We start from the raw sequence: 25241 nt of genomic DNA on the forward strand, positions 1-25241 counted from the left end.
TTTAAAATATATTAAGTTTCTTTTACTTGGGACTCACTATTCGTTTTATCTACAGGTTGTAACATAGCGTTTAGTTTTTCGCCACCTTTGGCGGCAAAGTCTAAGGTACGTATTGGGAACGGGATCAGTATATCTGCTTCAGCTAAAGCTTGTTTAACAGTAATCACTGCATCATGCCTAGCTTGCATAAAGCCCGGTTCGCCTGGGTAATCAATCCAAAACCAGACTAATAAATTGATACTACTATCAGCAAAACTTTCAGCAAAAACTGCGGTTTCTTCTTTTTTAATCACAAAATCACATTGGTTAATTGCCTCAACGATCACATCAGCGGCCTTTTGAGGGTCGTCGGCATAAGAAATACCTACGGGAACCTCTACACGTCTAATATGAGTAGTGGTGAAGTTAGTCAAAATGTTTCTAAATAAAATTTTGTTCGGCACTATTTCTAGCTGACCAAAAAATGTTTCAACCAAAGTGTTACGGAGATTAATGGTTTTAACGGTACCAAACACCTTGTCGGTTTTAATCACATCACCTATCTGAAATGGCTTCCTGATCCCCATTGCAATACCTGCAATGAAGTTTTCGGTCATATCTTGAAACGCAAAACCTATGGCTAAGCCAACAATACCAGCACCCGCCAATAACGATGTAACTGTGCCAGACAAACCTAAAAAATCTAATGCAACAAAAAGACCTGCAGCTAAGATACAAACCCTAACAATAGATGCCAAAAGTGAAGCAATTTGTTTTGAATCTAAGGTTTTACGGAAAATTTGACCGGCAGTTTTAGCAACAAACCTAGCGATAATTGAAAACACTATAATAATGACAATTGCCACCACAAAATTTGGCAAATGTTTAATACTGGCCTCTAACCAAGTTTGTAACTTCTCATCAATTAAACTTAAGAATTTGTCTAATTTAATTATCTCCATGCCAGATCCTTATACAATCACTTCTATCTAAAGTAAGCGTCTACTTGCATTCTCTATTAACAGCACACCAGCCAAGTGCTGTGAACACTTGGCTGGTATTCCTACTATTCAGCTTTCATCTCTTTTTGATATTCAGCAGCCAACTCAATTTTTTGCGTTGGACTTAACACCTTACCGGCTTGTTGGAAAAACTCTCGCTCTTCTTCATCTATGTGATGTAGCACTTTATGTTGTAAAGCCTTCATGGTTTTTAACCATTCTGGTGCGGTCATTGCCGTTTGTTCTAAATCTTCTACTAATTCGTCTATTTCATGATGTTCAGCTATACCATGTCGGGTCAGTTGAACAGTATTGTCTGACTTGAGTAATGGTGCATAAAAATATCTTTCTTCAGCCGTGGCATGATCAGCAAGTTGTATTTTTAACTCAGCGAAAAAATCTCGACGGCTAGCTGAATCACCCGATGTATCCACTAAAATCTTCATTAAAAATCTTTGTTTGTCATGGTCGCTACGAAGAGCAGTGAAAATATCCATACTTAACCTCTTTAGTAAATGAATTCCATAGACTTAAAGCCAGTTATGTACCAGATTGATAAAAACCATGTAAGTAATTGTTTTAAAGCTTAAAAATGAAATTAGATGATTATTAGAAAAAGCTCATTCATTGCTTGCATGAAATAATTACAGAGCAAATTGTATTCTTTGCCCAGTACAATTAAGACCTCGACTGACTGCTTTTTATACCGACTGTAATAACGTCGCAACTTAAGATGAAATTTTTACAATAATATAAGTAATGATTACATGGATAGCAGTTCCCCAACCCCAGAAAAAAAATAAAACCGATAAATATCAACAACTTAAAAACTGGCATTCAACTGGCATTAGGTTCTGTGAACTTTAAACAGGAGAAACAATATGAAACGTACAACCCTTTCACTATTAATCGCCACTGTTATTAGTACAGCATCTTTTACAGCTAATGCTGAGAACACTTGGAAAGAAGGCGCCAAAGACGCATGGATTGACGGCAAAGCCGAATCAACTTTGTTATTTAATGGCAACTTAAATTCGTTTGATATCAATACTGATGTACAAAATGGCACAGTTATTCTAACCGGTAAAGTTGACACCTCAGTCGACAAAGCTCTTGCCGAAGAATTAGTTTCTTCGTTAGACGGAGTAACAGATGTAGATAACAAGCTGACAATCGTCTCTGAGCAAACAGATAACCAAGACAGCGAAATGATGCAAGATCTGAAAGACTCAAAAGTAGAAACAGTAGTAAAAACTAGATTACTGTTTGAATCAGAAGTCAGTGGTTTAGATATTGAAGTAGAAGTAAATGATGGTGTAGTGACCCTAGCAGGCTATGTAACCAACGACTCAGAACGTCAACTTGCTATTGCCATAGCTAAAAACACAGACGATGTAGAAAGAGTCATCGATGAATTAACGCTAGAAAGTTAATATTTATTTATCTAGATTTATCCCAGCCCCTCTCCAAAGGGGCTTTTTTTTTGCCATTATTAAAGCTGCATGGAGCATTATATAACCACGAGATTCGAGCTTAAAAGCAAAAGAATTGGTCACAGAGTAAACCTAGAAGCAGAATACAACAGCGTGATGCAAAATTGCTATTGGTTAGCCCACTGCACGCTATTTTCGTCTTTTGCTGCAGCTTTAAGCATATCGATTAAAGGTAAAGCACGTTTATGTAGACTCACCAAAGGAGCGTCTTCGTTATCATCTGTAGACTCATCTGCTTCGGGTTGTTGCTGAGCTACACCGAGCGCTGCTTCTAGGCTCGCCAATGCAGCTGGAATATCTTCAGCCCTTATCGCACTAGGAACAGTACCGCTATGGCCCAGCATTTTCAGCAATTGTACTGCTACATCACCAAACATAGTAATGTTGGCACTGGCCGGACTAGAAAAAATAACTAACATAATGATTTAGCTCTTAAGGGTTGCTCAATAAATGTAAGGTAAGTGTACGCCTATACAACATACTTTACTGCAACAACATTAAGTCCTCTTTAATGAAGGCCCTAGGTATTTTTTATGGGTAATTTGATCGAAAACATTCGCTCTGGCCTTGTGCCCTAACACAACAACCCATACCATATCTCTATCTGGCAAAGTTAGTGACTGTTAACAACGTTAATGTAACAAGCCACTGCAAATATAAATAACCAGCGGATCCAAGCGATAAAATCAAATGGACGAAGCAAAGTAAAACGAGGTTACATGCGCATAATTTATGGAATAGTCATAGTCTCGATTTGTATTGCCTCCTTCATCGGTATACAAAAATGGCGAGGCCCTATTTTGCCGGCTATTAACGTTGAAATGTTACCTCTTGAACTACGTATTGTTGCCAGTGGCGAAGTGCGTTATCAATCATTAGCCCGTATTGGTAGTGAAATTACCGGTACCGTATTAGCTCGCCATGTACGAGAAGGTGATCAGGTCAACAAAGGGGATTTACTCATTGAGCTTAACCCCAAAGAACTACAATCACGCCTAGCGCAAGCACAAACCTTACTGCAACAATTACAAAATAATAGTCGCCCGCAAGCTGAGGCAGCTTTAGTTGAGGCCCGCGATAATTTACAGCAGGCTAGTCGCGAAGCCAAGCGTAGAAAATCACTAGCCGACCAAGGTTTAGTGCCTATTGAACAAGTTGAACAGGCTCAGAGGTTGGAGCAGAGTGCTCAAAACGCCTTGACCCGTGCAAAACTAGCTACTCAAGCCTTAGCGGCGGGCAACAGCGAAGAACGTTTATTACAGCAACGTATTGCCAGTGCCGAAGCCGAGCTTGCAAAAACACAGCTTTATGCCCCATTTAACGGTCGGGTACAAACCCGTAATGTTGAACCTGGCGATCTTGTACAACCTGGAAAAACCTTACTCGAAATTGCTCGCAGTGATTGCTCAGATTGTAATAGCCAAACTAACGACAGCTTAGAAGTTGTGATCGCACTTGATGAGAAAAACTTTGCCCCAGTGCGTTTAAATCAACAGGTGCAATTAATCGCCGATGCGTGGCCAGATATCACAGTGCCAGGCATAGTGCATTTTATTGCCCCTGCTGTAGATAGCGGTCGTGGCACCATCGATGTACATATTAAAATTCAGAAAAATAATGCGGGCGTTGGTCCTGAATTTCTTCAAGGTATGACGGTATCTGCCAATATTATTGCCGCGCAACGTGAATCTACTTTGGTGTTACCCAACGATTATTTGTTATCTGTCTCGGCTGACAACGCCCAAGTGATGCGTTGGCAAAATGGAGAAGTGAGCACTGTTGAGGTAACACTGGGTTTACGCAACACCAGCCACAGTGAAATCATCTCTGGCTTGGCCGAAGGCGATGTTGTAGTGCAAGGCAACAGTTTAACTAATGGTCAACGGGCACGTGTCAGCTTTGAGCCGGTTCAGTATGTCATTCGTTAATGGCATAACTCACTTACGGCAGTCCCTATGGATTGAATGGCGTATTGCGCTACGTTTTTTGGCAGACAACCCACTGCAAACGCTTTTAATCAGTGTCGCCATTTCAGTAGGGGCTGCTGTTATTGTGTTTATCACAGCCCTGATGCTTGGGCTACAAAATAACATGATCGATAAAACCCTAGGCACCCAAGCACACATTAGTATCAAAGCAAAAAAACAGCACAATAACTTTTCTAAAATCCCTACAGATAAATATATCTGGGCATTAGAAAGCCCCCGCGCACAAGACCTACAAACCATTAATAACTGGCAAGAGATACGCAATACACTTGATCAATATGCAGTATTCACTGCTGTATCTCCGTTAATCTCAGGGCCTGCCTTTGCACAAAAAGGCACGGCTCGATCGTCTGTCGCAATTATGGGTATTGATCCACAACGCTATCGCGGGATTATTGATTTAAGCAGCTATCTACTTGAAGGTAATGCTAATATTAGCGCCAATGATATTTTAATTGGCAGTCAATTGGCTCTAGATTTAGGCCTACGCACTGGTGATAAATTACGCCTAGACGCTGGTGACAATCGCCAATCGGTAATGAATGTGGCGGGCATATTTGAATTAGGTGTTCGAGAACTCGATAGCCGCTATGTCTATACAGGTTTAAAACAAGCACAGACCTTACTCAATTTACCGGGCGGTATCACCATAATCGAATTAAAAATTTCAGATGTATTTGCCGCTGAAGATTGGGCCCAGCGCATTCAAAAATTAACTGGCTTATATGTGCAAAGTTGGATGGAGAGTAATGCACAATTACTTAGTGCCTTAAATTCACAAACTATGACCACGCAAATCATTCGTGTATTTGTTGCTATGTCGGTGATCTTTGGTATTGCAAGTGTGTTAGCCGTAAGCGTAGTGCAGCGTACTCGCGAAATTGGCATATTACGGGCGATGGGCAGTTCACAGCAGCAAATATTACGGGTCTTTTTATTGCAAGGTGGCTTACTTGGATTAACCGGCTCTTTATTAGGTGTTGCCCTTGGCTTCAGCTTGGTGCAGTTATTTAATACTATCGATCAACGCTTATTCACTATAGTGTTAGAACCCTCAATGATATTGTCGGCAATACTAATAGCCACTACAGCTGGGGTGATTGCCGCAATGGTACCAGCTCGCCGAGCAGCTAAATATGATCCTGCGGTGGCCATTCGTTATGTCTAAATCTCAAGTGATAACACAGCCGGAAGAGCAGCAAATTGTATTGCAGCTAGATAAATTGAATAAAATTTTTAATGCCGGTACCCCCATAGAGAATCATGTATTACATGATATTTCATTACAGTGTCGCCGCGGTGAATTAGTCGCCTTAGTCGGCACTTCAGGCTCGGGCAAAAGTACCTTGTTGAATGTGATGGGCTTATTAGATGTATCCTCATCAGGCGAATTACATATTCAAGGGCACTTAACCCAAGGTATGAGTGAGCAACAGCGAACCCAGTTACGTAGCGAATCAATTGGTTTTGTATTTCAATTTCATCACCTTATTAGCGCATTTACCGCGTTAGATAATGTGTTAATGCCATTGATGTTGCGTAACGGAAAACCCTCTGCAGAACAAATTGCTTACGGCCAGTATTTACTCAATGAAGTGGGGCTGGCTAAATACCTACACCAGCCAACCAACCGTTTATCTGGCGGACAGCAGCAAAGAGTAGCCATTGCTCGTGCCTTGGTTTCTCGCCCTGCTTTAATTTTAGCTGATGAACCAACCGGCAATCTAGACACACAAACCGCAGATGAAGTATTCGATCTATTCGAACGTTTTAATGTGGAGCATAAATGTGCCATTGTCATTGTGACTCATGACCCACGTTTAAGCGTGCGCTGCCCGCGCACAATTAGACTAACCGACGGCCGTATTGTTTATGATGGCCCCTCAGCAGACCTACCCAGCACCTTTACCACGGCATTATAAATAGCCACGAGACCAAGCTTAAAAGTAAAAGAATTGGTCATAGAGTGGCACACAGGATTAATTTGAAAAACACCGCGACCTAACCTTATTTATTATATGCGTATTAGAATTTATAGCCGATATTTAATGTTACAGAAGTAGATGTTTCTGTCTTACCTATATCAGCAAATAAGCCTCCCGCATCTTGACGTGTAATACCAAAACCAGTACCAATTACAAGTCCATTATTAGCAAAGCCATTAAAGTGATAGTCATATGTTGCAAAAAGAAAACCATCTTCACTCTGAATTTCTTCTCTGCCAATGACAAAACCATATGCATGTTTTGAATTTTCATTAAACGTTTTTTGAACACCTGCGGCAACTCCAATTAACCCTACAGAACCATAATATTTACTCGACTCTGTTTTATACGAAAATTGTGCACCTAAAACACCTCCATATTGATGCCCAAGACCAACGGCAGTCTCATATTCACCTGCAGAGCTAAAGAAAGAAACAAACGATAGAGCGATAATACATATTTTCATGAAAATCCTTTTGAAGGTAAAAACTAGCAATTAACTTTTAGTATATAACGCCGCTAACCTGTGGAGGTCAGATTAACTGGCCTTGTTAGTGTGATGCTCTACTTTATATTGAATTACTCGCATTAGAGCGATTCAACTATTTTTTTGATTTTCAAGAATAATCATGGCTATATGAGTAATTGGCAATTAGTTAGCACTAAAACTTAAACCCTACACCAAATATAGGAATCGATTTATCACCCATTCTTTTAATGCTGCAAATAGTATAACCAACTAATAGTGCATTGAATGCGTGTATATGCCCACCAGCCCTAGCATATTTTTCAAGCTCCCCCCCAGGATTGGAGTCGTGCAAATAATATTTATATACATATCTCATATTAGAGATGTGCGAAGTAGCCAGTACACTTTGTGCAAAAGGGCTTTTATATAATCCTTTATTCTGAATAATTATTTCACTAACCAAACTAGTGGCAACTAGGCCTGAAACAGCAATAACACGCTCACTTTCGTATGTATGCTTAGGTCATTTATATGTAGTCACGCCACTTAACCAACCACCATTTTTTTTAGGAACATCAATATTGATATCATTTGCACCGTAATATTTTGCCGTTATCGCATGCCCCATCTCATGGATATAGATACTTCCATAGACACCAGCACCATACTAAATAAGATCAAAAGCAACTAAATCTTCTGCCTTGACTGAATAACAAAAAAACAATATTGAAAATAAACAAGATTTCTTCACAACGACTAGATTCCAATAGTAGAGTACTAACAATTTAGTTAACGGCAATTTAGGTTAAACACGACAAGTATGAATAGTTAACGTGAGCTTATTCAATGATTAAAGAAATGGATTCCGGCTCAAAAGACTACCGGAATGACGCCTGTGAAATACGAGAATAGTGAAGTATTCGAACAGATAGTCAAATAATTCTGGCTGTCGCTGTAAGTCAGTATAACAACTGAACCTAGTCCCATATTTTATCTGCCTTAAAAATGAATTTTTGCTAATTACATATAGTAATTTCGGACTTTCTGCTAAGTCTACTCCACTCAGTTTCATGCTGATTAAGTCTGCTTCATTCAGCTTTAAACAATAGATTCAAGCATTTGTTTATTAATAGGCTTGAGCATACTACGACTAATTCCTTTAGCATCTAATATACTTTGTTCGATAGACTCGCCGCTTACCAAAATAATTTCGCCAACATTAGCTAAAGCCAATATCTGCGGGGCGAGTTCTAAACCACTGGCGTCTGGTAAATTTTGATCTAATAACACGGCATGCCAATAGTTATTGTCAGCCAACAACTCAAGGCTGGCTTTACCTGTGTGCGCCACTTCTACCACACAGCCTAAAGATTCGAGTAATAACTTGGTTAATTCAGCCGCGTCTATATCATCTTCTACTAGCATAATATGGCACGCTGATTTTGTGCTACTAGTCTGCTGTGGCTGACTTAGCTCAATTTTGGGGCTTAAGGCTATTTTTGGGCTTAAGAATGTTTTTGCTGAATTAGCTTTATCTAACAGCTTAGACAACTCTCTATGTAGCAGAGCCTTGTTTACAGGCTTAGACACCACCGCATTAAAACCTAAAGTTTGTAGCTTTTCTTTTTCGCCTTTCATGGTGGCGGCCGTGAGGGCAATGATTGGCATTAAATAACCTGCTTTACGCATATTCACCACTGCTTCGCGGCCATCCATTAATGGCATGTGAATATCCATCACTATGGCAGCAAAAGGTTCACCATTTTTATCTTCAGCAATGATGGTATCTAGTGCCTGCTGGCCATTTTCGGCAAACACAACTGACAAACCAAAGGAGCGAACTATATGCCCAACCAGTTGACGAATATCAGGGAGATCATCTACTACTAAGATTTTTCCGGTTAATTTTGCTAAGTCATTAATATTGTTGGCTATGGCTGAGGGCTCAAATTTGAATACGGAAAACGTTTCAGCATGACTATTTGCTTCGATTATTTCTAGGGTGAAACAGCTACCTTTGCCCTCTTCTGAGGTAACAGTAATAGTGCCGCCCATTTTTTTCGCTAACTCAGAAGATATGGCCAAGCCTAAGCCTGCGCCTATTTCTTTTCTAGACACCATATCTTCAACCTGTTCGAATGGTTGAAATATATTATCTAACTTTTCTGCAGGTATACCAGTGCCAGTGTCGCTTATATCAAATGTAAGTTGGCACTGACTATCTACCAACTCTGCATTTACGTCAATTTTGACATACCCTTGGCTGGTAAATTTAATGGCATTATGGATTAGATTAATCAGTATTTGTCTTAATCGGGTGCGGTCTTGGAATATTTCTATAGGGACTGGACCACTGCAAGTCAGTACTAATTTAATGCCTTTGTCTGCGGCAGCTACGCTTAGCAGTGTATGTAGATCAATTAAGAATTCTTCAAAATTGATAGGACCCGGATTTAATTCCAATTTTTTAGCCGCTATTTTTGACAGATCTAATACATCATTTAACAGGCTTAACAGGTGTTTGCCGTTATTTAAAATGATATGTAGCTCTGGATTGGCGGCTGGTGCTTTATCACTTTCGAGCAGTAATTCAGTATAGCCAAGAATAGACGTCAATGGGGTACGTAACTCGTGACTAAGATGAGCTAAAAAACGGTCTTTGGAGCGGCTTTGGGTTTCTAAATTAATCCGCTCTAAGCGGGCTTTTTCGATTTCTTGCCTAGATAAAGCATAACGAATAGCTCGGGCAAAACGTGGGCTATCAAATTCACTTTTCACCACAAAGTCTACTGCCCCTGCATCAAGAGCGGCTTTGTCTAACAAGTCATCAGATTGCCCAGTTAACATTATGATTGGGATGCGGCATTGCATTTTAGTGGCTTTTTCTAATACCGTAAGGCCAGTTAATGCGCCTAACTGATAATCGAGCAAGCAAATATCGTGACGGTTTTCTTCGAGTAAAGCCAAAGCTTCATCAGGTGTGCTAACCCAATCAATCTCAAATGCGTAATCAGTAAGATCTCCTAAACAATCACTAGCGATGATAAAGTCATCTTCATCATCTTCAACAATCAATAAACGCGCTTGTTTTTGTATCATGCTAAAACCTAATTTTTAACGATGACTAGGCAGTTCAACAAACTCTATCCAATATTTGCCCAAGGTTCTCATTAAATTCACTAAACCTTCAAAATTGACTGGTTTGGTTATAAAAGAAGCGGCGCCTAAATCATATCCTTTAACCATATCTTCTTCCTGTTTTGAGGTAGTTAAAATCACCACAGGAATAGTTCGTAACGATGGATCAGCTTTAATTTCTTGTAATGCTTCTCTGCCGTCTTTTCTCGGCATGTTTAGATCGAGCAAAATTAAACTTGGCCGAGGGTAAGCTTCTTCATCTGCATATTTTCCTTCACGCTTTAAATAACTGACTAATTCAACGCCATCTTCTACACAATGTAATTCGTTCAATACACGACTTTCTTCCAGCGCTTCTCTGGTCAATAACCTGTCATCTTCGTCATCATCCGCCATCAAAATAGTGATGGGCCTTTTATTAAGTTCAGGCATTTGTTGTTATTCCTTGATTGTTAAATAGGGTGGCATTTGCCGGTATTTTTATGGTGAAAACAGTACCTTGATTTAATACACTTTCGGCCTCTATTGTTCCGCCATGTCGCTCTACAATTCGCCTGCATACTGCTAAACCTATGCCAGTTCCTTTATAGTCTTTACGCCCGTGTAACCGTTGAAATGGAACAAAGATTTTATCTGCAAACTCTTGTTCGAAACCAATACCGTTATCGCTTAATGTTAATACATGCCAGCTAACACTTTGCCCAGTTAAGGGATCCACAACCTCATCACTTTTATAGGCTAAACTTATTTTCGGAGGAATATCGGCTTTTCTAAACTTAATGGCGTTGGATAATAAGTTAAGAAATAATTGATACATCTGGCCTTCATCCCCTTTAGATTGGGGTATCGGTTCAACTGTTATTTTTGCCTGACTTTCTTCGATAGCAATTTCTAAATCTGTTAACACTTCGTTTATTAATTGATTCAAGTCCACATCAACAAAATCTTTACCTTTAGTGGTAACCCTAGAGAATTCAAGCAAGTCATTAATCAGATTTGACATGCGTTCTGCTGCTGATTTCATACGGCTAATATAATCAGCACCTTTGCCTTCAAGCTCGTCACCGTAAGACGACATTAACCTATCGCCAAAGGCACGGATTTTTCTGAGTGGTTCTTGTAAATCATGGGATGCAACAAAAGCAAAATCTTCTAATTCTCTGTTACTACGGGATAATTCTTCTGAATATATGGTTAATTCTTGGGTTCTAATGGCTACTTGTTCTGCTAAGGATTCATTTTGTTGCTGTAATATCTGGCGTAATTTGTTTTCATTGTTTAAATTTAATCTGGCTAATACCACCATACCAATCAACAACAAAGCGCTGGTAATACCCGAAATTAAAAATGTAATCACCGCCTCTTTCTGGATTTTGACTAACTCGCTGTAAAGTTTGTCTCGGTACAACACCTCAGTTTTGACTATTTGATTTATCACCTCAAACATTGCTCTGTATAAGTCTTTGCCACGGCCAGTCATGATAATTTTTATGGCACTTTTTTCTTTATCTTTCAGGCCAAGTTCTACGGTATTTTGCAGTTCATCCATTTTTTGATTAGTTAAATCAATTAACAACTGAATATTTTCAACATGTTCTTTACCGTGTAGTTCAAGGTTTGCCACAACTTTCATCTGTTCAATTACCGAACTCAAACCACGTTGGTATGGCTTGAGATAATCCTCGTTTTCGGTTAACAAATATCCCCTTTGCCCGGTTTCTGCAGACAACACAGACACGTGCAAATTATTCAGGGCGATCATAGTTTCTGAGGTTTTGTAGAGTTCTCGTTGCACAGACGTTAAGTCTTTAATGGTGTTGATAGCTAAATACGAATTACCGCCAATGACCGACAACACAATAAAGGCAATTAATAGCCAAGTGGATATAGAGTTGCCTAATAAACGTTTTTTATCGGCGGTTATCACTTCATTTTCCATGATTGAATTCACTGATGTTCTGCAACGACTGGCTGCAGTCTTGGCATGCAATAAGAATTTTATTCAGCGCTTCAATTCCCTTTTCTTTCGGCATATCATTTTCCAGAATCAACTTTATTAATTCCGCATTCATAGATATACGGTTAAGCGGCCCTCTTGCATCATGTATTAACTGACTTAGGGAGGTAGATTCATTTTCTGACATGTTCGCTCCTGCTATATGTTTTTACAGTTCACCGTAGGCATGTAGGCGGTTGTAGAGAGTTTTGGTGCTAATACCTAACATTTCGGCTGCTGCGGTTTTATTACCTTGTACTTTTTCTAAAGTAATTCTAATTAGGTTTTTTTCAACGTCTTCTATGGTTTGTCCAGCACTGACGTTATTGTCAGTTTTTGTCACCATAGAAAAAGGCGACTCAAACGAACTAGGTAAACGTAATTCATCTGATTTTGGATCACTCATAATAAAAGTTCGGTGTACGCAGTGCCTTAATTCCCGCACATTTCCCGGCCAGTCATAACTGATAAGCCGTTCGAGCTGATTCTTATCCCAGCTATAATTTTTATTATTTTCTTGGTTAAGTTCATCCAAAAAAGCATTCGCTAGTAACGGAATATCTTCTGTTCTTTGTCGAAGTGCAGGGATCGTGATAGGGAAAACCGCTAACCTAAAATAAATATCTTCACGCAACACATTGTCGCGAGCGATAGACTCCATAGTTCGGTTAGTGGCCGATACTACTCGGCAGTTAACAGGCAACTCTTTAGTACCGCCAACCCGAACTACTTTTTTGCTTTCAAGTACTCTTAATAAATTAGGCTGCATCTCGATAGGCATTTCGGTTACTTCATCTAAAAATAAGGTACCGTTTTCAGCTCTTTCAAACACCCCAGTTTTTTGTGCCACAGCGCCAGTGAAAGCCCCTTTTTCATGACCAAAAAGTTCGCTGCCGATTAATTCATTCGACAACGCACCACAGTTGGTAGCCACTAATTGTCCTTCTGCTTTGCTAACATTATGGATAGCACTGGCTACCACTTCTTTTCCAACGCCGCTTTCGCCCATTAACATCACGTTGGCTTGGGTATTAGCTACACGTTCTATCATCAGATACAGTTCTTGCATGGCCGGCGATTCACCAATCAAACAATCAAAATGTAATTTGCTAGAGCTAGTAATGGCTTTTTTAGGTTGACTCTTTCTGTTTAATGCGGACTCGATATCTTCTCTTTGCAAGGGTTTTACTAGATAATCTATCTTTGGCCCACACACTTCTGACAACATGCCTTTGACTGAAGGATGGCCAGTGATAAAAGTCACATAGGCTTTGGAGTCAATGGTTTTTAAATGATCAAGTAAATGTAATCCGCTGCCGTCAGGTAACATAAAATCCAACAAAATATGATCGAATGACTGACTGCCAAGCCACTCTTTGGCCTCTGCAATATCGGCAGCGACCTGAATGTTATGTCCCAAAAATTCTATAATATTAGAAGCAATATCAGTGAACTCTTGGTCATCATCTACTAGTAATACATCTAACAATGGATTTTCCTCTTTTCTTAACACTAAAATATCAGCACTATTTCTATAGTACCTAATATACGGCACAGGTCTTTAGTCAATTTGACGGTTATCTCTATAAGTTTTGTATATTGTCATCTTCTCTTACATTACGTAGATAAATACTGTCTATGAAGGCTTCAGTTTGCTCGCGATGCAAGCCTAATTGGATGAATAACTTATTATCATCGGGTTTAGTTTTTACTGTTAATTGTTTCACTACTAGTTGGTTATTAAACCAAACACTAATTTGTCCCTTGGATTTAGATGCAGACCAATCGATTGCTAATGCGATCTTATGCCATTTTTTAATTGATATATTCTGCTGCCATTGAATTTTACGTTTAGGTAGACTGGTAAAAAAAAGCAACTTGTTAGCGATTTTTTCGCTCCCATTAACTGGCGCTAAATACATGCCCATGCTTTGCAGATGAGACTTATCAGTTTCCCAATATGCAATATCATTTATAGTTTGCACGGGCCTGTTTAAATAAAATCCCCATGAAATATAGGTTGAATCACCTTCATCCGTTGCACAACCATTATGCTTCACTTCGACCCGGCTATGTCCATTTGGCCAACTTGTGTCTGGACTAATACTAAGCTTAAGTACCTGCTGCTTAAAATTAGATGGGTTAGCCACAACTTGAATATTTTTGGGGTTGAGTAAATAATCCCAACCCTGTGGCGAATTCTCTACAACTTTAGCTTGCCATATAGGACAGGCAAAAGCTGAATTGCAAAACAATAACAGTAGAATAGTGGATTTCAACATGGTTAACATTCATCGCAAATAAGAATTATTACCGTTTAGGTTACACTAAGCCGTTAATGATGAAAACAGCTGTTTTCTTTTAGTTTTCAGTTACTAAATAACCTAAATACAGGTTAAATCCCGTATAACTAATAGCTAGTTTTTTATAAAAAACTAGCTATTTCTACTAGAGATTTTTTTTTAATGGCATGTTCGGGAACCGTTGCATCAGATGCCGGATATCCAACAACTAGCAACATATATGGACGTTCATTGTCAGGACGATTACATATCTTCGACAAAAATCTCATGGGTTTAGGCGTATGGGTTAAGGTTACTAAACCACAGTTGTGTAAGGCATTAATTAAGAAGCCAGTGGCAATCCCTACTGATTCATGCACGTAGTAATTATTTTGTTTATGACCGTCTTCTAGCTCTTTGTTCTTTTGGCTAAAAATAGCAATTAACCATGGGGCATGTTCTAAGTAGGGTTTATTGGCATCTGTGCCTAAGGGTTTTAACGCACCTAACCATTCATCACCTGCACGTCCTTGATAAAATCCTTGTTCGTGGGCTTCTGCTTGCTGTCGTACCTGAGCTTTAATGTCAGCAGAATGAATCACACAAAAGTGCCAAGGCTGATGATTGGCACCGTTAGGCGCAGTGCCTGCGGCTTTGATACAATTTTCAATGATTTCTTGGGCAACGGGCTTGTCACTAAATTGACGAATACTATGGCGGCGTTTAATATCAACAAAAAACTGTTCAGAACGCGCCAGCATTTCTGCTGGCGAATATTCGATAAAGTCACTTAGGGGTAAACTGTTATGCTCTTGCATGGCGTGTCTCTTTGATATTTTACCCACTGTATTTTATCAATCAAGAATTTGCCAGCGCCAACAGATAATTAAGCGACCTTTAAAGCTTCCTTACGACTGGCTAAATATTCGTTGTAAGTGCCTTGGAAATTGATCACTTGTTGATTTTTAATTTCAATTACACGAGTGGCTAGTGAAGATACAAATTGTCTGTCATGGCTAACAAAAATCAATGTACCATCGAATTTTTTTAAACCGTTGTTTAACGCTTCTATTGCTTCCATATCCATATGGTTAGTAGGTTCATCCATAATTAATACGTTGATGTCAGACATCATTAACTTACCAAACAACAAACGGTTTTTTTCACCACCTGAACAGACTTTGGCTTTTTTATTAAAATCATCGGCAGTAAATAACAAACTACCTAACAAAGCTCGCACGGCTAAATCATCATGTTTAGGTGTACGCCATTGCGACATCCAGTCGAATAATGACATGTCGTTGTCAAAATCTTTACTACTGTCTTGCGGGCAGTAACCAATAGTGGCGTTTTCGGACCATTTCACTACACCTTCATTGGCTTGTAGTTCATTCATTAAACAGCGTAAAAAGGTAGTTTTACCGGCGCCATTTTCACCAATAACAGCCAGTCTGGCGCCTGCTTCTAAAATTAGTTCGCCATTTTCAAACAAGGTATTGCCATCAAAACCATGGCCTAGTTCTTCTAGGATCAAAGCTTGGCGATGTAATTTTTTATGTTGCTTCAGAATGATTTTAGGGGTGCGACGACTGGAGGATTTCACTTCATCTAAAGTGATTTTTTCCATTTTCTTCGCACGAGAAGAAGCTTGCTTGGCTTTCGATGCATTCGCTGAGAAACGATCAACAAAAGCTTGTAGTTCATTTATCTCAGCACTTTTCTTGGCGTTTTCGGTGAGTAACTGTTCTTGAATCAATGACGAAGCTGCTTGATAAGCTTCGTAGTTACCTGGATAAATACGTAATTCACCATAATCGATATCAGCCATATGAGTACATACAGAATTTAAGAAATGACGATCGTGTGAAATAATAATCATGGTGCATTTACGTTGATTCAGCACCTCAGCTAACCAATTAATGGTATAAATATCCAAGTTATTGGTTGGCTCATCTAACAACAGAATTTCAGGATTCGCATAGAGTGATTGCGCAAGTAATACTCGTAATTTTCGTCCTGGTGCAATTTGTGACATCAAACCATAATGATATTCAGCTTCGATCCCTGCTTCTAATAACAACTCTTCAGCGCGAGCTTCAGCAGTGTAACCATCCATTTCAGCAAAAATAGTTTCTAACTCGGCTACATGCATACCATCTTCTTCGCTCATTTCTGCCTTAGAATATATTTCATCTCTTTCTTGTTTAACTTTCCAAAGATTAACATCACCCATGATCACAGTATCAACAACAGAAAATTTCTCAAAAGCAAACTGGTCTTGACTTAATGTGCCAACTTTATCGCCAGGAGTAATGGAAACATTACCAGCGCTTGGTACTAGGTCGCCACTGAGAATTTTCATGAAGGTAGATTTTCCGCAACCATTGGCGCCAATTAAACCATAGCGATTGCCATGGCCAAATTTTGCTGAAATGTTTTCGAATAAAGGTTCTGCACCAAACTGCATGGTGATGTTTGCGGTAGAAATCAAAGTGGGTCTTCCCAAAAAAGTAGGTTTGTCAGCAATATGCCATCTAGACAAAAGGCCGCGCATCATACGGAAATCCCCCTCAAATGTCGAGTCTGTTTGCTGTTTTTTTGAACTGTAAAGTTGTAGGCTATCGTTAACTGGAAACATAGCGTTAAATACAAAGTATACATATGCTATTGCCCTTGATAGCATAATTTCACTTGTAAGCTTTTAGAGACTATAGATGGCTTTCTCACGCTACTTAACATTCCCAAAATTGATACTGCTTACAATTTTATTAGCTGGCTGTGCCACTGAGCAGCGACCTCTGACAGAATTACAAAGACTAGAAACTAGAGCGAAAAAGGTGCAGATTATTCGTGATAATTTTGGTATTCCCCACATTTATAGTAATTCTGATGCAAATAGTGTATTTGGCCTGTTATATGCTCAAGCAGAAGACGACTTTAAGCGCATAGAACACAACTATATTAAGGCCATTGGACGCTTGGCTGAAGTAGAAGGCGAGACAGCAATCTACAGCGATTTACGAGCTCGTCTTTATATGTCAATCGAGCAAGCTAAGCAGTTCTATACACAAGCGCCACAACCATTAAAAGACTTATGTGATGCCTTTGCTGATGGCTTAAATTATTATCTAGTCACTCATCCTGAGGTTAAGCCAGTGTTACTTAATCGTTTTGAGCCTTGGATGCCGATGTTTTTTTCTGAAGGTTCTATCGGTGGTGATATCGAACAAATTTCCTTACAGGGTATAACTGATTTTTATGGAAAACATAGCGACAGCCCAAAACCCCAAATCAATGACATAGACGAACCCAGTGGCTCAAATGGTTTTGCCATTGCCGGTAAGCTAACTCAATCAGGCAAACCTATGCTACTGATTAATCCACATACATCCTTTTATTTTCGTCCTGAAGTCCATGTAGTCAGCGAAGAAGGGCTGAATGCCTATGGCGCGGTCACTTGGGGACAGTTTTTTGTCTATCAGGGATTTAATCAACATAATGGCTGGATGCATACCTCTACCTATGTAGATTTTATGGATCAATATATAGAAAAAATTGTCGAACGAGGTGAACAAATTTTTTACGTTTTTGAGGGCGAAGAAAAGCCAATTAACGTATTGCCAATCACTCTAAAATACCGCGAAGGCGAATCAATAAAAAGCGCAACGTTTAAGACCTATAGCACCCATCACGGGCCGGTAACACATATGCAAAATAAACAATGGATAACAACAAGAATTAATTGGGATCCGGTAAATGCGTTGCAACAATCTTTTGCCCGAACTAAAACCAAAAATCATGCTGAATTTAGAAATATGATGAATATGCGTACCAATTCGTCTAATAATACTGTGTATGCCGATAAGAAGGGCAACATAGCTTATTACCACGGTAACTTTGTACCCAAACGCAACCCTCTGTTTGACTATTCAAAACCAGTAAATGGTTCAAGTGTTATGACAGATTGGCAAGGCATTCATTCGGTTGATGAAACTATTACCATTCTCAATCCTGAGAATGGCTGGATCCAAAATGCAAATTCTACGCCCTTCACCGCTGCTGGCGAATATAGTCCGAAAAAAGAAAATTACCCTAGCTATATGGCCCCCGATCCTGAAAACTTTCGAGGAGTACATGCTGTACAAGTATTAACGGGACAAACAGACTTCACTCTAAATAAACTCATAGACCTAGCCTATGATCCCTACCTTCCTGCATTTGCTGTGTTAATTCCGAGTTTAATAGAGGCATACGATCAGTCTCGTCGTAAACCGATTGAATTAGAGCCCGCCATTGAGCAGTTACGAAACTGGGATTACAAAGTGACGGTGGACTCTATTGCTATGTCTTTAGCTCATTATTATGGTACTGAATTTGTAAAATCAGGGAAAAGACTGGATGACTTTAGTTTTATGCAAAAAATCGAATATTATGCCTTTGAAACCACTAGAGCCGAACGTTTAGGTATGTTTGCTAAAGCCGTAGAAAAGCTCACTTTAGATTTTGCTACATGGCAAATGCCTTGGGGCGAAATTAACCGACTGCAACGTTTAACTGGTGATATTAAAATAACTGTAGATGATGCAAAACCTAGCATCGCTATTGGGATGGCATCGGGTCAATGGGGAGCCCTAGCGGCTTTTGGCTCACGTAGCGAAAATGGCAATAAAAAATTATATGGCTACCGTGGGAATAGTTTTGTTGCTGCAGTCGAATTTACTGATAAGGTAACAGCTAAGTCACTCTTAGTGGGTGGTCAAAGTGGTGATCCTGTTTCGAAACACTTTGATGATCAAGCGAAACCTTATGCTGAACGGCAATTTAAAGATGTCGCATTTTATAAAGAAGATGTACTCAAGGTTGCCGAAAAAATATATTATCCAGGGCAAAACTAAGCGGCCAATTCCGCAAATCTGAACTCTGGCTAAGCAGTTTACATTTAATGGTTAAAATAATTTTATAATCTAAGGCTTTTCAATGCAGGTTAATTTTCTAACTTATCGTTTTAATACTGTATTCATTATTTTATTGACCTTCTTATTAAACTCTACCTTTGCTCAAGCAGAAACGATTAAGGTAGCCGTTCGCTGGTCGAAATTACCTTATATTAACTCTGACGATAATTCTGGATTTGAATTAGAGATCATTAATGAAGTATTTAATAAACTCGGTTATCAAACTAAATATTCATATTCTCCCTATGAAGATGCCATTCATATGGTAAAGCATGGACAAGCAGACTTAGCTTTAACTCTCAATAACCATAGTTCAGTGGTTCCTGAATTTTTGAGTGATGTATATATTACTTATCAAAACGTAGGGCTTACTTTAAAAAGAAAAAACATTAAGATTAAACAAATACAAGACTTATCTCAACTATCCATAATTGGCTTTCAAAGCGCAAATAAAGCACTGGGTAAAGACTTCACTGACATGGTTAATTCCAACAGTTTATATATTGAAATGGCCGATCAAAGAAAACAAGTGGAACTGTTTTTACAAGGACAAGTCGACGCTATAATATTGGACATCAATATTTTCGATTATTTAAGCTCTGAACTACGAGGAAGTAATCAGCTTAACAATGTAGACATTCACCCATTATTCCCATTGAATCCTTATCGTGCAGGATTTACCGACAAGTTACTAAAGCAAAAATTTAATCAAGAGCTACAAAAGTACTTAGCTTCATCTCAATATCAAACGCTTAAAGAAAAATATAAAATTAAGCAAATATCCCCTTTGTTTTCTGCTACAAACTAACGCCATTAAATTGTTAACTTAGAGAGATTTGATGGTTTAAAAATCAGCCTTTGGCAATCCATCATTTTTACTCTCTGCAGGATGGGCTTTACCTTATTAGATTTTTCCTAAGGAAAAAATAAATGCAAATTCACTACAACATGCTGCTATAAGTAATACAGCAGCACATAAGCCGATAGCAATCCCGCTATCCACAAAGCAGTGGTGCCCACAGGCCAAGAACGAGCAAACATACCCCGTTCTTTACTGTCAGCAGTATGGGGTTGCCCTAAATACTTAACAGCTATGCTATGCATAAATTGCTGTAAACGCACTCTTTGTTTGGCAATCACTGCAGCAATAGAGCTGAACAATCGCTCGATAACTTTGAGTAAAGAATAACCAGCACGTCGCCACAACCAATCAGTATCCAAACTGATAGTCATGGTCCGTTTCATTAGAGGTAAGAGTACAAAGAAGGCTAGGCCTGAAAATAATAATAATTGTAAATAGAACAAGACTTTGCCCATAGAATAAGGCACATAATCTACTGGGTAAGGCAACAAGTTATAAATTAGTTCAGGAAAAACCCCAAGTAAAATACATAAACCGGCAAATATAACCATTGCTAAGCCCATATTCCATGGCGCATCTTTGGGCCGTAAACCTGAGTCTTTTTGAAAAAACACAAACCATGGGAATTTAATACCAGCATGAAGAAATACACCGGCAGAAGCGGCAGTTAATGCCATGTATACCCAGACTAAGTTCATGTCGACAGCGGCTTGAGAAATCATGCTTTTTGTCGTGAAACCAGAGGTCAGAGGAAAACTAGAAATAGCCAGAGCGCCAATAATACCGCAAGCACAGGTTAACGGCATGGTTCTAAATAAGCCGCCTAGTTCAATACATTTATTTTTTCCGGTGCGATAAATAACAACACCTGCACTCATAAACAACAAGGCTTTGTAAACAATGTGCGCAAAGGCATGTGCCGTTGCACCGTTGAGTGCCATTTCGGTGCCAATACCCACAGCAACCACCATGAAACCCACTTGGTTAACCACAGAATATGCAAGAATTCGTCGTACATCATTTTCTAGTAAAGCAAAGATAATTCCATACATCACCATAAACAGACCTAGGCCTATCAATACAGGTTCGCCAGGGAATAATAATATAAGTGCTAAAACAGCCGTCTTGGTGGTAAATGCTGATAGAAACACAGAACCCGTTGGCGTAGCTTCTGGGTAAGCATCTGCCAACCAAGCTGATACAGGTGGTGCGGCAGCATTGATTAACACGCCAATCAATATCATCCAAGTACTAAAATCAGTTGCCAGCATAGGTTGTATTTGTACAGAGCCAGTATTAATGACCACTCCAACAATACCAATTTGTAGTATTACACCACCTAGAAGATGCATGATGGCATAACGTATTCCTGCGGCTCTTGCGCCTGCGGTGCCACCACAAAATACTACTATCGTAGAAAATATTGCCATCAATTCCCAATAGACGAACATGGTAATAAGATCACCGGCAAAACAGACTCCAATTGCCCCAGCTGCATAAGCATATGCCGCCGCTAGTTCATACCAGCGTGCGATACGAAAAGAGTACAGGCCTCCCACAAACACCATGATGGCAAACACAGTGGCAAATAGACGCCTTAGTGGACTTCCTTCGATTGGCTCGATAGTGTAGGAAAGAAACTTAATGGTACTTTGTACGCCATCAGGAACTTGCCATATGGCCCATAAGGTTAATACCGGTGCTATCAATAAAACAAATGTGCGTATATGGCCTTTTACTAAGCCAATCAGTACAGCAGCGAATAACAAGATAAACGCCGGTGGGAATAATTCAAACCCCATTATTGCGCTCCTGTATTGTTATTTTATGTTTAGAAGTGACTTCTTGTTTGGGGCGGTGCGATGATGCTTCTGTTGACGGCTCTGCTTCATCGTAATAATTTTCGGGGCGTTTTAACACAAAGCCCAATAACTTGGCTACTAATACCATTACTAAACAGCTGACAAAACCATAAACTGCGCCAAAACCAAACCAAGCATCAAAGCCAAAATAACCTTTCACGTAAATTACAGTTTGAGCCAATACCACTAAGGCCAGTACCACACTGGTACCAATCCATAATTTACGAATCGTTGAAGGACGCACTAACCAGTGTAATTTTGATTCATCAGTCATTGTTATTCTAGCCCCTTAACTACTTGGCTTGCCAGTTCTAATACCGGACCGTTGAACAAGAAAAATCCTAAAGTCAGTAGTGCGGTTAAACATAGTGCAATTACGGCTAAGAGTGGTGCTTCACCATGTTCTTTACCCCCTGCTGTTTCCCGCTCAAACCAAACTATATACAAAATAGGTAAAAAGTAAGCCGCGTTAAGCACCGTACTACCAATAATGGTGAAAACTACGACTAAATTATTAGCTTCAAACGCACCGGCTAAAATATACCATTTGGAAACAAATCCAGCGGTTGGTGGCACACCTATCATACTCAGTGCGCCAATTGTGAAGGCTGCCATAGTCCATGGCATACGTCGCCCTATACCACGTAGTTGAGCAATCTCGGTTTTTTTCGATGCTACATAAATAGCACCAGCAGCAAAAAATAAGGTTATTTTGCCAAAGGCGTGAGCGACCATATGTAACGAAGCGCCTAGTTCTGCCAAGGGTTTAAAAATTGCTGCCGCTATAACAACATATGACAGCTGGGCTATTGTGGAGTATGCCAACAGGCGTTTAATATTAGTTTGTTTTAATGCCACCACACTTGCTGCAATGATAGTAAATGCGGCCGCATACAGCAGCCATTCTGAGCTGCTTGCCTCAGACAAAAATTCAATACCAAATATATATATAATAATTTTGGTGATGGCAAACACACCGGCTTTTACTACTGCAACAGCATGTAATAAAGCACTGACAGGTGTGGGAGCAACCATAGCTGCGGGTAACCATTTGTGCATAGGCATTATTGCTGCTTTACCTATACCAAAAGCAAATAGCGCGAGCAACAATCCTATTTCTGGGTCATTCAATTTTCCTGCGAGGATGCCGCCAGTAGTAAAGTCACCAGTGCCAGCAACGTTGTAGGTCCAAATGATTGCAGGTAAGAATAAAGCAATAGAGGTGCTGATCAAAACACCTAGATAAATCCTTGCAGAGCGAACAGTAGCAGCATCGCCTTTGTGGGAAACCAAAGGATAAGTCGAGAGTGTTAATAATTCGTAGAATAAAAATAGGGTAAACAAGTTACCAGCAAAGGCGATACCCATAGTGGCCGAGAGGGCTAGGGCAAAACAGGCAAAAAATCGGGTTTGATTTTTCTCATTGTTACCACGCATATAACCTATGGAATAAATTGAATTGATTAGCCAAAGTCCAGATGCTAATGCCGCAAACAACATGCCCAATGGTTCAACTGTAAAAGCTATGCTTAAGCCTGGCATCACTTGGCTGATCTCAATTGATGGACGTCCACCGTCCATAATCGTAGGCAACAGCCCCCACACCACAAATATCAAAGAAACTGATGTGATAGCTGTGGCAGTTTCACGTATATTGGGCCCTACACGTCCAGCCAGTGCTATTGCCAATGCACCAATTAAGGGAAGACCAATAGCTATCAAGATAGCGGTTTCAGGTATCATTGTGAGCCCTCCATAAGTAAGGCTGCGGCACTATTTGCCAGTTCTAATGGAACCTGTGGGAATATCCCGAAGTAAATATTAAGAATAGCGACAAGACATGTAATGACCAACAGCTGGATTGGAGCTTCTGTAATCTGGGCTTCATCTTCTACAGGTTCCAAAAAGTACAAAGCTTCAACAATACGCCAAATGTAAATCACCGCCATCAAAGAGCTAACAAGAATTATAGCGACTAACGCCCAACCCCAAGCTCCACTCTGTAGAGCCGCATTAATAAGTAACCACTTACTAATGAAACCCGCCGTACCGGGTACACCGATCAAGCTTAAACCACAAACAACAATAGCTGCACAGGTCCAAGGCATACGAGTAGAAGCCCCACCAAGCTGACTTAAACGTAAGTCACGATAATGATAGGCTAGACAGGCTACACCAAGGAATAAACCACCTTTGGCTAAGGCATGATTGAACAAATGCATAGTGCTAGCACTAAGACCTACAGTGCTCAAAAAACTGGCGCCGAGTAAAATATAACCAATTTGAGCAATGGAGGAAGTAGCCAGCAACCTTTTAATATGTCCTTCGAATATGGCAACAGCTGAGGCGACCAATATACCTAGGATTGCTAGTGGCATAGCAAACAAAGAAAATTGCATAAGGTGATCAGCTAGGTTGCCTTGAAATACCATGTAATCGAAGCGGATTAGTACGTATAGTGAAACTTTGGTAGCGCATGCTGCAAGGAACGCAGTCACCATGTGTGGTGCATGTGTATAAGCATTTGGTACCCACACATGCAGTGGAAATACAGCAGCTTTAAGAGCTAGTCCAATAGTGATAAACCCAGCCGCAACAAAGATTGGATTTACATCACTAACATCACCGATGCGCGCTTGCATATCAGCTAAATTGAGTGTGCCTGTCATCATATAGATCAAGCCAACGCCAATAAGATAGAAAGTTGCACCTATTGTACCCATCATCAAATATTTAAAGACAGAAGGCAGTGCGCGACGGTCTGGTCCACCGGCAATTAATATGTAACTTGCCAGTGAAGAAATTTCCATAAAAACAAAGATATTGAAGGCGTCTGCTGCGACGACTATGCCTACTAATCCAGACAGTACTAATAGCCAGGCTGAGTAGAATAGAGGTTGGCGTGCTGATTCAATTTGCTGATCAATACTTGGTTTTCCCGCAAGTAAAGCAGCAACACTAGCTCCTGTCACGATTAAAAGCATTAAGGCGCTAAAGGCATCAACAGCTAGAGTGATCCCAAAAGGAGCAGGCCATCCCCCCATGGCATATTCAATCGTTTGACCGTCTAGAACGGATAAAGTAAGAGCCACAGCGATAGCAAAACTTAGTAGTGCTGTCGCAGTTGCCCCAGCCCATGCTAGACCTCTTGGTTGTAACATAACTATTATTGGTGCCGATAACATCGGTACCACAACTTGCAGTGCGGGAAGGTGTGCTAATAAATCCATA

Annotated in this window: 22 protein-coding genes; 6 read left to right on the forward strand and 16 right to left on the reverse strand. The window is 39.9% G+C overall.

Features of this window, described 5'->3' with window-relative positions:
• Nucleotides 1-11 precede the first annotated feature (11 nt).
• Nucleotides 12-941 (reverse strand): mechanosensitive ion channel family protein, encoded by a 930-nt coding sequence (locus GQR87_RS20135; RefSeq protein WP_158972477.1) that lies wholly within the window; start codon nt 939-941, stop codon nt 12-14.
• Between the two features lie 104 nt (nt 942-1045).
• Nucleotides 1046-1477 (reverse strand): hemerythrin domain-containing protein, encoded by a 432-nt coding sequence (locus tag GQR87_RS20140; RefSeq protein ID WP_158972478.1) that lies wholly within the window; start codon nt 1475-1477, stop codon nt 1046-1048.
• A 384-nt stretch (nt 1478-1861) separates the two neighbouring features.
• On the opposite strand from GQR87_RS20140, the gene GQR87_RS20145 reads away from it, so the two are divergent.
• Entirely contained in the window at nt 1862-2413 is a 552-nt protein-coding gene (locus GQR87_RS20145) for a BON domain-containing protein (protein ID WP_158972479.1), read from the forward strand.
• Between the two features lie 167 nt (nt 2414-2580).
• On the opposite strand, the gene GQR87_RS20150 is transcribed toward GQR87_RS20145, so the two are convergent.
• Nucleotides 2581-2892: a DUF1840 domain-containing protein gene (locus GQR87_RS20150; protein WP_158972480.1), complete on the reverse strand. Its 312-nt coding sequence runs from the start codon at nt 2890-2892 to the stop codon at nt 2581-2583.
• 300 nt (nt 2893-3192) lie between these two features.
• Between GQR87_RS20150 and GQR87_RS20155 the strand changes: the two genes are divergently transcribed.
• From GQR87_RS20155 to GQR87_RS20165, 3 genes are read left to right on the forward strand one after another with little or no spacing between them, the layout of a single operon-like run.
• Entirely contained in the window at nt 3193-4401 is a 1209-nt protein-coding gene (locus GQR87_RS20155) for an efflux RND transporter periplasmic adaptor subunit (protein ID WP_158972481.1), read from the forward strand.
• Nucleotides 4388-5629, forward strand: a complete 1242-nt coding sequence (locus GQR87_RS20160; RefSeq protein ID WP_158972482.1) for an ABC transporter permease — start codon at nt 4388-4390, stop codon at nt 5627-5629. Before GQR87_RS20155 ends, GQR87_RS20160 begins: the two co-directional genes overlap by 14 nt.
• Complete coding sequence (locus GQR87_RS20165) at nt 5622-6383, forward strand: ABC transporter ATP-binding protein (protein WP_158972483.1); 762 nt, start codon at nt 5622-5624, stop codon at nt 6381-6383. The genes GQR87_RS20160 and GQR87_RS20165 overlap by 8 nt, the downstream gene beginning before the upstream one ends.
• A 103-nt stretch (nt 6384-6486) precedes the next feature.
• Here the strand turns inward: GQR87_RS20165 and GQR87_RS20170 are convergent, their stop codons facing one another.
• The 9 genes from GQR87_RS20170 to GQR87_RS20210 form a co-directional block, all read right to left on the reverse strand.
• Entirely contained in the window at nt 6487-6912 is a 426-nt protein-coding gene (locus tag GQR87_RS20170) for a hypothetical protein (protein WP_158972484.1), read from the reverse strand.
• A gap of 1101 nt (nt 6913-8013) precedes the next feature.
• Complete coding sequence (locus GQR87_RS20175) at nt 8014-10014, reverse strand: response regulator (RefSeq protein ID WP_158972485.1); 2001 nt, start codon at nt 10012-10014, stop codon at nt 8014-8016.
• A 15-nt stretch (nt 10015-10029) separates the two neighbouring features.
• Complete coding sequence (locus GQR87_RS20180) at nt 10030-10485, reverse strand: response regulator (RefSeq protein ID WP_158972486.1); 456 nt, start codon at nt 10483-10485, stop codon at nt 10030-10032.
• Complete coding sequence (locus GQR87_RS20185) at nt 10478-11992, reverse strand: ATP-binding protein (RefSeq protein WP_158973110.1); 1515 nt, start codon at nt 11990-11992, stop codon at nt 10478-10480. Before GQR87_RS20185 ends, GQR87_RS20180 begins: the two co-directional genes overlap by 8 nt.
• Nucleotides 11982-12197 carry a histidine kinase gene (locus GQR87_RS20190; RefSeq protein ID WP_158972487.1) on the reverse strand — a complete coding sequence of 72 codons (216 nt, stop codon included), beginning with the start codon at nt 12195-12197 and terminating at the stop codon, nt 11982-11984. Before GQR87_RS20190 ends, GQR87_RS20185 begins: the two co-directional genes overlap by 11 nt.
• A 21-nt stretch (nt 12198-12218) precedes the next feature.
• Nucleotides 12219-13538 (reverse strand): sigma-54 dependent transcriptional regulator, encoded by a 1320-nt coding sequence (locus GQR87_RS20195; RefSeq protein WP_158972488.1) that lies wholly within the window; start codon nt 13536-13538, stop codon nt 12219-12221.
• A gap of 94 nt (nt 13539-13632) precedes the next feature.
• Nucleotides 13633-14331, reverse strand: coding sequence for a heparin lyase I family protein (locus GQR87_RS20200; RefSeq protein WP_158972489.1), 699 nt, complete (start codon nt 14329-14331; stop codon nt 13633-13635).
• A gap of 143 nt (nt 14332-14474) precedes the next feature.
• Nucleotides 14475-15149 (reverse strand): nitroreductase family protein, encoded by a 675-nt coding sequence (locus tag GQR87_RS20205; protein WP_158972490.1) that lies wholly within the window; start codon nt 15147-15149, stop codon nt 14475-14477.
• A gap of 68 nt (nt 15150-15217) precedes the next feature.
• Nucleotides 15218-16822, reverse strand: a complete 1605-nt coding sequence (locus tag GQR87_RS20210) for an ABC-F family ATPase (protein ID WP_158973111.1) — start codon at nt 16820-16822, stop codon at nt 15218-15220.
• Nucleotides 16823-17045: 223 nt separating this feature from the next.
• Here GQR87_RS20210 and GQR87_RS20215 point away from each other — a divergent pair, with 223 nt between their 5' ends.
• The gene (locus GQR87_RS20215) at nt 17046-19226 is read left to right on the forward strand and encodes a penicillin acylase family protein (protein WP_158972491.1); all 2181 of its coding nucleotides are present in this window, start codon (nt 17046-17048) and stop codon (nt 19224-19226) included.
• An 82-nt stretch (nt 19227-19308) separates the two neighbouring features.
• Nucleotides 19309-20094 (forward strand): ABC transporter substrate-binding protein, encoded by a 786-nt coding sequence (locus tag GQR87_RS20220; RefSeq protein ID WP_158972492.1) that lies wholly within the window; start codon nt 19309-19311, stop codon nt 20092-20094.
• Nucleotides 20095-20240: 146 nt separating this feature from the next.
• Here the strand turns inward: GQR87_RS20220 and GQR87_RS20225 are convergent, their stop codons facing one another.
• Genes GQR87_RS20225 through GQR87_RS20240 form a run of 4 tightly spaced genes read right to left on the reverse strand, consistent with a single transcriptional unit; the run spans nt 20241 to nt 25240 of the window.
• Nucleotides 20241-21950, reverse strand: a complete 1710-nt coding sequence (locus tag GQR87_RS20225) for a Na(+)/H(+) antiporter subunit D (RefSeq protein WP_158972493.1) — start codon at nt 21948-21950, stop codon at nt 20241-20243.
• On the reverse strand, nt 21940-22284 hold the full coding sequence (locus tag GQR87_RS20230) for a hypothetical protein (RefSeq protein WP_199271655.1): 345 nt from the start codon (nt 22282-22284) through the stop codon (nt 21940-21942). Before GQR87_RS20230 ends, GQR87_RS20225 begins: the two co-directional genes overlap by 11 nt.
• Before the next feature lie 2 nt (nt 22285-22286).
• Nucleotides 22287-23753, reverse strand: a complete 1467-nt coding sequence (locus GQR87_RS20235; protein ID WP_158972494.1) for a monovalent cation/H+ antiporter subunit D family protein — start codon at nt 23751-23753, stop codon at nt 22287-22289.
• Nucleotides 23750-25240: a monovalent cation/H+ antiporter subunit D family protein gene (locus tag GQR87_RS20240; RefSeq protein ID WP_158972495.1), complete on the reverse strand. Its 1491-nt coding sequence runs from the start codon at nt 25238-25240 to the stop codon at nt 23750-23752. The genes GQR87_RS20235 and GQR87_RS20240 overlap by 4 nt, the downstream gene beginning before the upstream one ends.
• Between the last annotated feature and the right edge of the window lies 1 nt (nt 25241).

Origin of the sequence: Paraglaciecola sp. L3A3 (genome assembly GCF_009796765.1) — a bacterium.
Lineage (GTDB): Bacteria > Pseudomonadota > Gammaproteobacteria > Enterobacterales > Alteromonadaceae > Paraglaciecola.